The sequence below is a fragment of the Nocardia sp. CA-136227 genome (genome assembly GCF_050955695.1).
GTDB lineage: Bacteria > Actinomycetota > Actinomycetes > Mycobacteriales > Mycobacteriaceae > Nocardia.
The window spans coordinates 3,406,427-3,419,119 of the sequence record NZ_CP192081.1; the positions used below are offsets into that span (position 1 = coordinate 3,406,427).

13 protein-coding genes are annotated in these 12,693 nt (G+C 69.4%); 7 read left to right on the forward strand and 6 right to left on the reverse strand.

Features of this window, described 5'->3' with window-relative positions:
* Nucleotides 1–3 precede the first annotated feature (3 nt).
* From ACQP06_RS15765 to mptB, 3 genes are read right to left on the reverse strand one after another with little or no spacing between them, the layout of a single operon-like run.
* Nucleotides 4–786 (reverse strand): ABC transporter permease, encoded by a 783-nt coding sequence (locus ACQP06_RS15765; protein WP_433672875.1) that lies wholly within the window; start codon nucleotides 784–786, stop codon nucleotides 4–6.
* Nucleotides 783–1,715, reverse strand: a complete 933-nt coding sequence (locus tag ACQP06_RS15770; RefSeq protein ID WP_433672876.1) for an ABC transporter ATP-binding protein — start codon at nucleotides 1,713–1,715, stop codon at nucleotides 783–785. Before ACQP06_RS15770 ends, ACQP06_RS15765 begins: the two co-directional genes overlap by 4 nt.
* Nucleotides 1,712–3,394, reverse strand: coding sequence for a polyprenol phosphomannose-dependent alpha 1,6 mannosyltransferase MptB (mptB, locus tag ACQP06_RS15775; RefSeq protein WP_433672877.1), 1,683 nt, complete (start codon nucleotides 3,392–3,394; stop codon nucleotides 1,712–1,714). Before mptB ends, ACQP06_RS15770 begins: the two co-directional genes overlap by 4 nt.
* Before the next feature lie 166 nt (nucleotides 3,395–3,560).
* Between mptB and ACQP06_RS15780 the strand changes: the two genes are divergently transcribed.
* The 5 genes from ACQP06_RS15780 (at nucleotide 3,561) to ACQP06_RS15800 (ending at nucleotide 7,423) form a co-directional block, all read left to right on the forward strand.
* Nucleotides 3,561–5,714: an MMPL family transporter gene (locus tag ACQP06_RS15780; protein WP_433672878.1), complete on the forward strand. Its 2,154-nt coding sequence runs from the start codon at nucleotides 3,561–3,563 to the stop codon at nucleotides 5,712–5,714.
* A 96-nt stretch (nucleotides 5,715–5,810) separates the two neighbouring features.
* A complete protein-coding gene (locus ACQP06_RS15785; RefSeq protein ID WP_213556139.1) occupies nucleotides 5,811–6,080 on the forward strand; it encodes a metal-sensitive transcriptional regulator in 270 nt (89 codons plus the stop codon).
* 23 nt (nucleotides 6,081–6,103) lie between these two features.
* Nucleotides 6,104–6,340, forward strand: a complete 237-nt coding sequence (locus tag ACQP06_RS15790) for a YgaP family membrane protein (RefSeq protein ID WP_433672879.1) — start codon at nucleotides 6,104–6,106, stop codon at nucleotides 6,338–6,340.
* Nucleotides 6,340–6,735, forward strand: a complete 396-nt coding sequence (locus tag ACQP06_RS15795) for a DUF302 domain-containing protein (RefSeq protein ID WP_433672880.1) — start codon at nucleotides 6,340–6,342, stop codon at nucleotides 6,733–6,735. The genes ACQP06_RS15790 and ACQP06_RS15795 overlap by 1 nt, the downstream gene beginning before the upstream one ends.
* Nucleotides 6,736–6,829: 94 nt before the next feature.
* Nucleotides 6,830–7,423, forward strand: coding sequence for a TetR/AcrR family transcriptional regulator (locus tag ACQP06_RS15800; protein WP_379277389.1), 594 nt, complete (start codon nucleotides 6,830–6,832; stop codon nucleotides 7,421–7,423).
* Between the two features lie 13 nt (nucleotides 7,424–7,436).
* Here ACQP06_RS15800 and ACQP06_RS15805 read toward each other — a convergent pair whose 3' ends face one another.
* Entirely contained in the window at nucleotides 7,437–8,333 is an 897-nt protein-coding gene (locus ACQP06_RS15805) for a sigma-70 family RNA polymerase sigma factor (RefSeq protein WP_433672881.1), read from the reverse strand.
* 29 nt (nucleotides 8,334–8,362) lie between these two features.
* Here ACQP06_RS15805 and ACQP06_RS15810 point away from each other — a divergent pair, with 29 nt between their 5' ends.
* Together ACQP06_RS15810 and ACQP06_RS15815 are read left to right on the forward strand one after the other, a co-directional pair.
* On the forward strand, nucleotides 8,363–8,800 hold the full coding sequence (locus tag ACQP06_RS15810) for a DoxX family protein (protein WP_433672882.1): 438 nt from the start codon (nucleotides 8,363–8,365) through the stop codon (nucleotides 8,798–8,800).
* Nucleotides 8,801–8,873: 73 nt separating this feature from the next.
* Nucleotides 8,874–10,616, forward strand: coding sequence for a pyruvate dehydrogenase (locus ACQP06_RS15815; protein ID WP_433672883.1), 1,743 nt, complete (start codon nucleotides 8,874–8,876; stop codon nucleotides 10,614–10,616).
* Between the two features lie 13 nt (nucleotides 10,617–10,629).
* Here the strand turns inward: ACQP06_RS15815 and ACQP06_RS15820 are convergent, their stop codons facing one another.
* Together ACQP06_RS15820 and ACQP06_RS15825 are read right to left on the reverse strand one after the other, a co-directional pair.
* A complete protein-coding gene (locus ACQP06_RS15820) occupies nucleotides 10,630–11,643 on the reverse strand; it encodes an LLM class flavin-dependent oxidoreductase (RefSeq protein WP_433672884.1) in 1,014 nt (337 codons plus the stop codon).
* 153 nt (nucleotides 11,644–11,796) lie between these two features.
* Nucleotides 11,797–12,621 (reverse strand): NAD(P)H-binding protein, encoded by an 825-nt coding sequence (locus tag ACQP06_RS15825; RefSeq protein WP_433672885.1) that lies wholly within the window; start codon nucleotides 12,619–12,621, stop codon nucleotides 11,797–11,799.
* Nucleotides 12,622–12,693: the final 72 nt, after the last annotated feature.

The window sequence follows — 12,693 nt, forward strand, 5'->3', positions numbered from 1 at the left end:
GACTCAATCGAACTTGAAGAACCGGGTGGCCAGCCACCCCGCGAGACCACCCCAGCCGGCGAGCACCGCCAGCCCGTACCAGTCGACGCCGGTGCGCATCGCCCGATCCAGGCACTCCGACAACGCACCGGAGGGAATGATCCGCGCGATCACGCTGACCGCGCGCGGCAGATCGTCGGACATGAATACCAGGCTCGCGGTCCCGAGCATCACGAACCACAGGATGTTGGCCAGCGCCAGCACTACCTCGGCCTTGAGCGTCCCGCCCAGCAGCAGCCCCAGCGCCGCGAAGGTCGCGGTCCCGAGCCCGATCACCACCGCACCCAGCAGCAGCCCGCCCAGCGACGGCCGCCAGCCCAGCGCGGCCCCGATGCCGCCCAGCAGGATCGACTGCAACACCACCACGATCAGCACCGCCGAGCACTTGCCCGCGACGATGCCCCACCGCGGCAGCGGAGTCGCCCCGAGCCGCTTCAATGCCCCGTATCGCCGATCGAAGCCGACGGCGATGGCCTGCCCGGTGAAGGCGGTCGACATGATCGCCACCATCATCACGGCGGGCACGACCCGATCCACCCGATGCTCGCCCAGCCCGCTGACCGGCAGCAGCGTCAACCCGATCAGGAGCGTGATCGGAATGAACATGGTGAGCAGCAGCTGTTCCCCGTTGCGCAGCAACAGGATCAGTTCCATGCGCGTCTGTGCCGCCAGCATCTTCGCGCGCGTGGTCGGCTGCGGCGCGGGGGAGAAGGTGCCCGCCGCGAATCGGTTCTCGGTCTCGGTCACCCGCGCAGCTCCCGCCCGGTCAGTTCGAGGAACACGTCTTCCAGCCGGCGCTGGTCGATGCGAATGTCGGTGGGCAGCACGTCGATTCGCGCGCACCACGCGGTCATGGTGGCCAGCACCTGCGGGGTGATGTCGCCTTGCAGCAGGTAGGAGCCGGGCGCGGTCTCGCGCGGGGTGAAGCCTTCCGGCAGCGCGGCTTCCAGCAGCGACAGATCGAGTTTCGGGGGCGCGGTGAACGCGAGCCGACCTTCGGCGCCGTGCGAGGTGACCTCGGCGGGCGTGCCCTGGGCGACGACCCGCCCGTGGTCGATGATGACCAGCTGGTCGGCGAGCTGTTCGGCCTCGTCCATCATGTGCGTGGTGAGCAGCACGCTGACTCCGTCGCGGCGCAGCGCGTCGATGAGCTCCCACACCAGATGCCGCGCCTGCGCGTCCAATCCGGCGGTCGGCTCGTCGAGGAACACGATCTCGGGCCGCCCGACCAGCGCGCACGCCAGCGCGAGCCGCTGCTGCTGCCCGCCCGACAGTCGCCGATACGGTGTCCGCCGCGCGTCCTTGAGCCCGAGCGTGTCCAGCAGCCAGGCCGGGTCGAGCGGATTCGCGGAGTAGGACGCGACGAGATCGAGCATCTCCCCGGCCTTGGACCCCGGATACGCGCCGCCGCCCTGCAGCATCACCCCGATGCGCGGTCGCAGCTGATCGGAATCGGCGATCGGGTCGAGCCCCAGCACCCGCACGCTCCCGGCGTCGGGGGACACGAACCCCTCGCACATCTCGGTGGTGGTCGTCTTGCCCGCCCCGTTGGGTCCGAGCAGGGCCAGCACCTGCGCGCGTTCGATCTCGAAGCTGATGCCGTCGACCGCGGTGGTCTCGCCGTAGCGTTTCACCACGCCGTCGACGCGTACGGCGGGTCCGGAAGCTGCGGTCACGAAGAGACACCGTAAGGCGTGGGCTGCTGTGACCGAGCCGACACCCCCGGCTGATTGCGCCACGGCAGCACATTTCGGGTGAGGAAGATCAGGGAGCCGCCGACGATCAGGGTGGCGATGGCCGATTCGACTATCTGGAAGACGTAGAAGTCGGCGCCGCGCGGCATCACCATCACGGAGACGATCACCGACAGGACGACCGCGGGGACCCGGAAGGCGGGCCGGTTGGCCCAGGCCGCGAGTGGCACGATCGCCCACAGCAGATACCAGGGCTGCACGACTGGGAACAGCAGCACGATCGCGCCGAGCGAAACCCCCAGTGCGCCGATCGCGTTCAAGCGCCCGGTCCACGTGGCGACGAGCATGCGCACGATGAAAAAGCCCGTTATGAGCGAGGCGATGGGCCGGGTGATGTCGAGCAGCGCGGTGGTGTGATCGCCCAGCCCGAGCAGTACACCGCCGAATCCGGTGATGATTCCGATGGCCGTCGGTAGCGACAGATAGCTGCGCACGGTGGTGGCGGTGCCGACGGTATTGACCCAGCCGAAGCCGAGCCCGCTGGCGTAGCTCACGGAAAGCGTGGTGACCACGGCTACGACGCCGAGTATCCCGCCGACAATGAGCACCGGTTTGAGTCCGCCGCCCCACCGTCGTGCCAGGGCCATGCCGACGAATCCCAGGCTCACCAGCGAGATGATCTTCACAGACGACGACAGCGTGATCAGTACGGCTCCGAAAATCAGCAGCGCCCAAGCCCTTTGATCGAAGTCGGGACAATCGTCGATGGCCCGCAAGCAGAACTCCAGCCCCGCCAGCATCAGTCCGAGCATCAGCGCGTCATTGTGCACCCCGCCGACCAGGTGGAACAGCACCAGCGGGTTCGCCGCGCCCAGCCACAGCGCGCTCACCGGCGCGACCCCGCAGCGGCGCGAGAGCCGCGGCAGCGCCCACACGATCAAGGCGACGCCCGCCAGCGCGAGCGCCCGGTGCAGCCACACGCCGAGCACGATGTTGTCGCCGGTGATCTGCGCGATCCCGCGACCCATCCAGAGGAACAGCGGCCCGTAGGGCGCGGCGGTCGAGCGCCAGATATTGGGCACGTTGTTGGTCAGCACATTGTCGAGCCCGAGCCCGTCGACCGGCCCGACCGAATAGGGGTCCAGGCCGCGGTTCGCGATCTCGCTCTGCGCCAGATACGAATACACGTCATTGCTGAACATGGGCGGCGCGACGCTGAGCGGAATGATCCACAGCAGCAGCGTCCGATCCATCTGCGACCGGCTGAGCCGGTGCCGGGGATCCCCGCCCCACCCGCCGACCGCGAAGCGGCCCAGCAGCAGCCACGCCATGATCACCAGGACGGTGCCGATCATGCACATGGCCAGCGTGGACGTGCCCGCGCGGGCGAAGAAGCCGAGCACCCGCAGCCCGGAGGTCGGGTTCTGGTGCACCGGCTGCGCGCCGACACCGAGTGCAGAAATCGCCATGATGACCGCGCCGGTCGCCCCGAGCAGCCGGATACGCATCAGCTGCAGGGTTTCTCGCCGGTCCAGGCCGGGCACGTCGTGGTCGACGCTGTGCAGCACGGCGACGGTGTGATCGGCGGCAGGGACGTCCAGGCCCAGGGCCCGGCGTCCGATATCGATGACTCTGCGCCCCGCGCCTTCCGCTACCGCCACAGGACCGAAGCCTAGTCCGGAGCCGCGGGTCGGACGCCGATCGCATGGCCGTAGCGGGGGTTCGACGGTGTGCCCGATGGTTGCCATCGGTCACACCCGCTTGCGTCAGATACCCCTGGGGGTATAGTTCCTGACATACCCCAGGGGGTATGGAAGGAAGTCTCAGATGCGAAGTACGACAGTCGGCGTCGCCGACGCTTCTCCGAGCACGGCCGCCCCCGGCGGTCTCCTGGGCCGCCTCGGCGCGGTCATGGCCGACCGCGCCCGCTGGGTTTTCGGTTTCTGGCTGCTCCTGTCGGTGGCCCTCGGCGCGGCCGCTCCCTCGGTGTTCGACTCCCTCGCGGGCGCGGGCTGGCAGGCCGACGGCTCCGAATCCGTGCAGGTCCGCGACCTCGCGCAGGAACACTTCGGTGGCAACTCGGCCGCCGCCGTGCAGGTCGTGGTCCACTCCGACACCGCGACGATGGACAGCCGCGAGGCACAGCGCCTGGTCGCCGACCTCACCGCGGTCCTCCAGGCGGACAGCCGCTTCGGCGCGATCGTCCCGCCCACGCCCGGTCAATCGGTGAGCCGTGACGGTCACACCGGCATCCTGCTGGCGGGCGCGAACGCGAGCACCGACGACATGGTCACCGCGGTCACCGACCTCGGCCCGAAACTGAAGGACGTCGCCGCCGACGGCTTCGACATCTACCCGACCGGCGCCTCGGCGCTGTGGAGCGACTTCAACAAGGCCAACCACGACGCCATGATGAAGGCCGAGATGTTCTCCTGGCCGCTCACTCTGGCGATCATGGTGCTGGCCTTCGGCTCCCTGGTGGCCGCCGGTCTGCCCCTGCTGCTGACCCTCACCGGCCTGGTCGCCTCCGCGGGCGGCCTGGTGCTGCTCAACCAGATCACGCCGATCTCGGTGTGGGCCATGAACTTCGCCATGATGTTCGCACTCGCCCTGGGTATCGACTACGCGTTGTTCCTGGTCTCGCGCTTCCGTGACGCCATCCGCGGCGACACCCCACCGCGCACCGCGGTCGCGGTCACCATGGCCACCGCGGGCAAGGCGGTCCTGCTGTCCGGCCTGACCGTGCTGGTCAGCCTGTCGGCGGTGCTGGTGGTGCCCGCGCCGGCCGTGCGCACCATGGCGGTCGGCATCATGTTCGCGGTCTCGTTCGTCCTGCTGGCGACGCTGACCCTGCTGCCCGCCGTGCTCGGTGCGCTGGGTAAGCGCGTGAACGCGGGCTCGCTGCCGTATGTGGCGCGCCAGCAGCATCGTTCGCCCCTCTTCGCCAAGTGGGGGGAGCTATTGCACCGCCGCCCGTGGCCGTTCGCCATCGGTTCGCTGCTGGTGCTGATCGCGCTCGCGATTCCGGTGACGAGCCTGAAGGTGGCCATGCCCTCGATTCAGGTGGTGCCCGAGGATTCGTCCGTGCGCCAGGGTTACGAACTGGTGCAGCGCGAATTCGGGCTGGGCGCACCGGGCATGCTGCAGATCGTGGCCCCGGCCTCGGACGCCGCCGATGTCGCGCGAATCGCGGCCTCGGACAGCCGGATCGGCATGGTCTCGCCACCGCAGCCCGCGGGCGACGGCAGCGGACTGGTCATGATCCAGGCGACGCCGACCGTCGATCCGTCGGATCCGGCCATGGGTGACATCGTCGACTCCCTGCGCACGGCCCTCCCGGCCGACGCGCTGGTGGGCGGTGCGGTCGCCGAGAACCTGGACCTGCAACAGGCCCTCAACGACTACCTGCCCCTGGTCGTCGGCATCATCCTGGTGCTGGGCTTCCTGCTCCTGCTGGTCGCCCTGCGCGCCCCGCTCATCGCGCTGCTCGGTGCGGGCGTCAGCCTGCTGTCCACCGCGGCCGCGTTCGGCGTGGCCAAGCTGGTGTTCCAGGACGGGCACGGCGCGAGCCTGCTCGGCTTCACCCCGCAGGGTTTCCTGGACGGCTGGGGTCCGGTGTTCTTCTTCGCCATGATCTTCGCCATCGCGATGGACTACACGGTCTTCCTGCTGGCCACGGCGAAGGAGCATTACGAGCGCTCGGGTGATCCCGCGGTGGCCCATATCGACGGCATCGCGCATTCGGGCCGGGTGATCGCGGCCGCGGCGGCGGTCATGGTGGCGGTGTTCTTCACCTTCGCGCTGGCCGATCCGCTGCCGCCGAAGGAGATGGGCATCATCCTCGGCGTGGCTGTGCTGCTGGACGCCGTGCTGATCCGCCTGATCCTGCTGCCGGTGCTGTTGCGCCTGACCGGGCATGCCGCCTGGTGGTCGCCACGCTGGTTGCGCAAGGTGCTGCCGGACATCAGCTTCGCGCACTGAACGGTGGGGCCGTGGGAAAACGGTGAGCCCGCTCTCACGGCCCTCGCATACCCCCAGGGGTATGATGGAGTCATCGAACCCAGGGAAGGAACCCTCATGATCGGCGACGAAGACAGCATCGCACTGGTCCTCAACCGCCTGCGCCGCGCCCACGGCCAGCTCGCGGGCGTGATCTCCATGATCGAGCAGGGCCGCGACTGCAAGGACGTGGTCACCCAGCTCGCCGCGGTCTCGCGGGCGCTGGACCGCGCGGGCTTCAAGATCGTCGCCACCGGTCTGCGCGACTGCCTGACCGGCGAACAGGCCGAGGGTTCGGAGCCGATGACGGTCGAGGAACTGGAGAAACTCTTCCTGGCGCTCGCCTGACGCCGGGATCGAAAGGAAGTCATATGACCGCGACCCGCCGCTGGACCATCGACCGCATCGTGCCGGTCCTGGCCGGAACCATGGTGCTGATCAGCATCGCGCTGGTGCTCGCGTTCTCGCCCTGGTGGCTGCTGCTGACCACGTTCGTGGCGGCCAACCTGCTGCTCTACGGGTTCGCCGGCTGGTGTCCGGTGACCCTGCTCCTGTGCCGTCTGGGTGTGCCCCGGACGGGCAGCCCCACGACGGAAAGGACCGCGTGATGACCCTCGCCCTGTCGACCACCCTCTACACCGATTTCGCCACCGCGGTGGAGCGCACCCGGAAGGCCCTGTCCGAGCAGGGTTTCGGCATCCTCACCGAGATCGACGTCACCGCCACCATGAAGCAGAAGCTCGACGCCGACCTGGAGAACTACCTCATCCTCGGCGCCTGCAACCCGCCCCTGGCCCACGCCGCCCTCGAGGTCGACCGCCAGATCGGGCTGCTGCTGCCGTGCAATGTGATTGTGCGCGAGGACCGTTCACGCGACGGCGCGGTGCTCGTCGAAGCCATGGATCCGCAGCTGCTGGTGCAGGTCGCGGGCGACCCCGGGCTGAAGGAGGTGGCCGACACCGCCGCCGCCAAGCTCGGTGCGGCCATCGCCGCCCTGGGCTGATCCGGCCCGGATCCGGGCCGCGCACGCCCGGTTGATCCACTGCCCGAACACGATTCGCCCTGCCGGTGTCGGACCCCGCTCATACTCTGGATGAATGGTGTCCGATTCGAAACGGCGAATCGAGGCGGCCGCGGCCGGGTTGCTAGCCCGGCACGGCTACCACGGATTCGGGCTGAAGAAGTTGAGTGAGGCGGCGGGGCTGCCGTATGGGTCGATCTACCACCACTTTCCCGGCGGTAAGGAGGAGATCGCGGTCGCGGCCATCACCGGCACGGGGGTGCTGTTCGGCCGCATGATCCGGCAGGCCCCCGGCGATGTGTTCGGCACCGCGGCAACGCTGTTCGATTTCATGGCCGGGAAGCTGGACGAGACCGACTGGACCACCGGCTGTCCGGTCGGAACTCCCGCCCTGGACGGCGGCAGCGATGTCGAATCGGTGCGCACGGCGTGCGTTTCGGCATTCGATGCCATGGCGCGCGGTTTCGCCGAACTGCTGATCGAGCTGGGTCTGGAGCCGGGGGAGGCGCGGGGGCTGGCCACCACGGTGGTCGCGGCCTACGAGGGCGCGACCATCCTGGCCCGGGTGCGCCGCACCGACGAGCCGCTGCACACGGTGTCGGAGTCCATGGCCCGGCTGCTGCGCCTGAGTCTCGCCGAAGCCGTTGCCGTCGAAGCGCATTCACCCTGAGGGCGATCCCCGATCATGCGGTGAAATCGGGCACCGTGAGCCGCAGGCGGGCCAGCACCTCCGGCTCGGCGATCACCTCGATGGCGGTGATCCGCCCGGCGGAGATGGTGAAGACCATGACCTCCGGCGATTCGCCGTGCGACACCACCAGCGCGCCCGGCCGCCCGTCGATCAGAATGACCGCCGAGAACTCCTCGCGCCGTGCGAATCCGGCCGCCAGCCGGGCCACCACACGCGTGCCCTGCGCGGTGACCGGCGCCGATCCGGGCGCGGCCACCCGATCGGCGGAGACCATGATCTCCGGATCCAGCACGGTCAGCGCGGCCTCGATGTCCCCGGCCCGGACCGCGGCCAGGAAGGCCCGCACGATCCGGTGCTCCCGCAGCGCCTCGGGTCGCAGCCCGTCGCCGTCGTCGAGCACCCGGTGCCGGGCCCGGCTCGCCAGCAGTCGCGCCGCGTTCGGCGTCCGGTCCAGGATCTCGCCGATCTCGTAGAACGGCACCGCGAACATGTCGTGCAGGACGAACGCGACCCGTTCGGCGGGCGGCAGTCGCCGCAGCAGCACCAGCACCGCCCGTTCCAGCTCGTCGGTGAGAATCGCCCGGTCCTCCGGGGTTTCCAGGATCGCGGCCTCGGGAAACGGCTCCGGCGCGCCGGGCCCGAGCGGGAACCGGTCGTCGACCCGGCGGCCGCGCAGCACGTCCAGGCAGATCCGGGCGAGTGCGGTGGTGAGCCAGCCGTCGAGATTGCGGATGGTGTCGATATCGGTGCGGCTCAATCGCATCCACGTGTCCTGCACCGCGTCCTCGGCTTCACCGGAGGCGCCGAGCATCCGGAAGGCCTGGGCGATCAGGCGGGCGCGCCGCCGCTCGAATCGGGCTGCGGGGGATCCGGAGTCGCTGACCGACATATTTCGTGCTCGCCGAACGTCGCGGTGACATGACTACACACACCATCGTCACACGAATCGTTCCCGACCGCGCTCTCCTCTACTGGACCTCGACCGTGCTGGTCGTCGCCGAACTGCTGGTGGGCGGCTGGTGGGATGTCGCCCGGACCGCGAATGTTCGCGAGGTCGTGACGGCTCTGGGCTATCCGACCTATTTCCTGGTCATCCTGGGTGTCTGGAAGCTGCTCGGCGCGGTGGCGCTGCTGGCCCCGCGGCTGCCGCTGGTGAAGGAGTGGGCCTATGCCGGGACCTTCTTCGTCTATTCGGGAGCCATCGCCTCGCACCTGACCACCGGGGAGAAGCTCATCGAGGTGCCGATCCTGCTCGTCATGGCCTCACTGACGGCGGTCTCCTGGGCGACCCGTCCCGCCGATCGCCGGTTCGCGTCCGGCAAGCCCGCGAAAACGGACGCATCAGCAACTATCTAGCTACCCAACACCCTTGCTTCGGTTACAGTGACCTTCGATCATGCTCGGTCCCGGCACGGCGAACGGAGCGATGATGGGCCGGAACTCGGTTGCCAGTCAATTGGTGGACGCCCTCGTCGCCGCCGGAGTCCAACGGGTGTACGGCCTGGTCGGCGACAGTCTGAATCCCTTCGTCGACGCGCTGCGCCGCACCGAGGGTATCGACTGGGTGCACTGCCACAACGAGGAGAGCGCCGCCTTCGCCGCGGGCGCGGAATCGGTCCTCACCGGCCGCCTCGCCGTCTGCGCGGCCAGCTGCGGACCCGGCAACACTCACCTCATCCAGGGCCTCTACGACGCGCACCGCAATGGCGCGTCGGTGCTGGCAATCGCCTCGCACATCCCGAGCCGCGAGATCGGCACCGGCTTCTTCCAGGAGACCCACCCCGAACGACTCTTCGTGGAATGCAGCCACTTCTGCGAAATGGTGAGCACCCCCGCCCAGATGCCGCGCCTGGCCACCATCGCCATGCAGACCGCCCTCGGCCGCCACGGCGTCTCGGTCCTGGTCGTCCCCGGTGACGTACTCAGCGCCGACGCCGAGAACCGCGGCCGCCCCTCGGATCTGGTGAGGTCCGCTGCCACCGTCGTCCCGCCCGCCGACCAGGTCGACCGTCTCGCCGAGGCCATCAACGACGCCGACACCGTCGCGCTGTTCGCGGGCGCGGGTGTGCGCGGCGCGCACGCGCAGGTCATGGCCCTGGCCGAGCGCCTGCACGCCCCGATCGGCCACGCCCTCGGCGGCAAGGAGTGGATCCAGTTCGACAACCCCTACGACGTCGGCATGAGCGGCCTGCTCGGCTACGGCGCGGCCTACGAGGCCACCCACGAAGCGGACCTGCTGATCCTGCTCGGCACCGACTTCCCCTACGACACCTTCCTGCCGCAGGACGGCCGCGTCGCCCAGATCGACCGCGACCCCGCCCACATCGGCCGCCGCGTGATCGTCGACGTCGCCGTGCACGGTGACGTGGCCGCGACCATCGACGCGGTACTGCCGCTGCTGCACCAGAAACCGAGCCGCGCCTTCCTCGACGACATGCTGCGCCGCCACGTCTCCTCCCTCGAGAACGTGGTCGACGCCTACACCCACGACATCGACCACCACACCCCCATCCACCCCGAGTATGTCGCGTCGCTGATCGACGAAATCGCCGACAGTGACGCGGTTTTCACCGTCGACACCGGCATGTGCAATGTGTGGGCCGCCCGCTATCTGACTCCCAACGGCCGCCGCCGGATCATCGGCTCCTGGCGGCACGGCACCATGGCCAACGCGTTGCCGCACGCGATCGGCGCGCAGTCGGCTTTCCCTGGGCGGCAGGTGATCTCGCTGTCCGGCGACGGCGGCCTGGCCATGCTGATGGGGGAGTTGCTGACGGTGTGGCGGCACCGGCTGCCGGTGAAGATCGTGGTCTTCGACAACTCCACACTCGGCATGGTGAAGCTCGAGATGCTCGTCGACGGCCTGCCCGACTACGGCACCGATCAGGAGCCGGCGAACTATGCCGAGATCGCCGCGGCCGTGGGCATGCCGGCGATCCGGGTCACCGATCCCGCCCAGGTGCGCGGGGCGCTGACCAAGGCGTTCGCCGAACCCGGGCCGATGCTGGTCGACGTCGTCACCGACCCGAACGCGCTGTCGCTGCCGCCCAAGATCGATGCCGCGCAGGTGAAGGGCTTCGCCCTGGCCGCCGGGAAGATCGTGCTGGCGGGCGGCGTCGGGCGCATGGTCGACATGGCCCGATCCAACCTCCGCAATATCCCGCGCCCCTGACGCGGCGCCCCGATCAGCTTCGGGGCGTGACGGATTCGCGCGCGGCGACGGCCGCCCCGGTGAGCTCCACCGACCGCACGCGATCCTCGATGCCCTGCGCGTGGTGGGCGAGGATCAGCTCGTCGGCGTCGATCCCGGCCGCGAAATCCTCGAGGTAGTCGACGACGTCATCGGGCGTGCCCACCGCGGTGTAGGTGGTCATCGCCGCCAGGTGACGGCCATTGGGCGAGGTCAGGAACGCGTCGATCTCCTCGTCGGAGAAGTCCATCCCCGCCGCGCCGCGTTTGATGAAGGCCCGCGTGCGCGCCCGATAGGAGATCGTCTTCTGCTCCTCGGCTGCCTCCCGGTCCTCGGCGGCGAACACGTTCACGCCCGCCATCACATACGGCTCGGCCAACTGCTCCGACGGACGGAACCGCTCGCGATACTCGGTGACCGCCTGGTGCAGCGCGTCCGGCGCGAAGTGCGAGGCGAACGCGTACGGCAGCCCCAGATGCGCGGCCAGCTGCGCCCCGAAAAGCGACGACCCCAGAATGTAGAGCGGCACAACACCTTCCGCGCGCGGCACCGCCTGCACTCCCGGGATCCGGCTGTTGCCGGTGAGGAACCCCTGCAATTCGAGCACGTCCTGCGGGAAGGTGTCCGCCGAGGCCGGATTGCGCCGCAGCGCCCGCATGGTCTCCTGATCACTGCCCGGCGCCCGCCCCAGCCCCAGGTCGATCCGGCCCGGATACAGCGATTCGAGCGTCCCGAACTGCTCGGCGATCACCAGCGGCGAGTGATTGGGCAGCATGACCCCGCCCGCCCCGAGCCGGATGCTCTCGGTGTGCGCGGCCACATACCCGATGAGCACGCTGGTCGCGCTCGACGCGATCGACTTCATATTGTGGTGCTCCGCGTACCAGACCCGCCGATACCCACTGCGTTCCGCCGCCCGCGCCAGCGCCACGCTGTGCTGGAAGCTGTCGCGCGCGGTCTGCCCGGGCGCGACCGTCGCCAGGTCGAGGATGGATACGGCGAAGGGCATGCTGGCACCGGCTTTCGTGGATCGGCTGTTCGGCGGAGAGCGGGCAGGGTGCGCCCACCTCTCAGTACTAATTCGATCAGCGTCGAACTTATGCCCGCCCGCCGAATTTCTCCTGCCCGCGTCCCCGGCCCGCGCCGGCAAGCGACCGGTCGGCTACCGGAATTCCGCCGCGCGTTCCCCGGCCCAGTCCCGGACATCGCGCGCCGGCCGCCCGGTGAGGTCGGCGACCACGCTGGTGACCAGGTCCGAGGGCGGCCGGAACTCGGCCATCGACAACAGCACCTCGATCAGGTGCGCGGGCAGTCCGGCCGCGGTCATCGACTCCCGCGCGACGTCCAGCGGCTGCGCCTCGAATCGCAGCTCACGCCCCAGCGCCGCCCCGATGGCCTCCACCTGCTCGGCCCGTCCGACCACTCGCGGCCCGGTCACGAGGTATTTCCGCCCGGCATGCCCGGATCCGGTGAGCAGCCGCGCCGCCACCGCGGCGACATCCCCTTCGTGCACGACCGCACTCGGCGCGACCGCGAACCCGCGCACCACCGCACTCGCGCGAATCTGCCCCGCCCAGCTCAGCGCATTGGAGGCGAGGGTGTCGGCGCGCAGCACCGTCCACTCCGATGCGTGCGCCTCGACCGCCGCCTCCATCTCCGCGTGCACCAGCGGAATCTGATCCGATTGCGGCCCTTGGTCGTTCACGGTGGTCGACGACAGGTACACCAGCCGCCGATCCGGTCCGCTCAACGCCCGCACCACGCGTTCGGCGTTCTCGGTGTCGTGGAACGGCCAGATGAGTAATACGGAATCGACCCCGTCCGCGGCCGTCGCCAGCGAGTCCGGCTCGGACAGATCGCCGCGCACCACCTCCACCTCCGGGGGAAGCCCGGCGGCTGCCGGATCCCGGACCAAGGCCCGAGTCCGCACCCCCACCGCCGCCAGATCCGCGACGACTTTTCGGCCGACATTTCCCGTCCCACCCACTACGAGCACACTGTTCACACCGTCCAGAACCCCTCATGACCGGCCCTGATTTCCGAATTGCCGGGATGTATG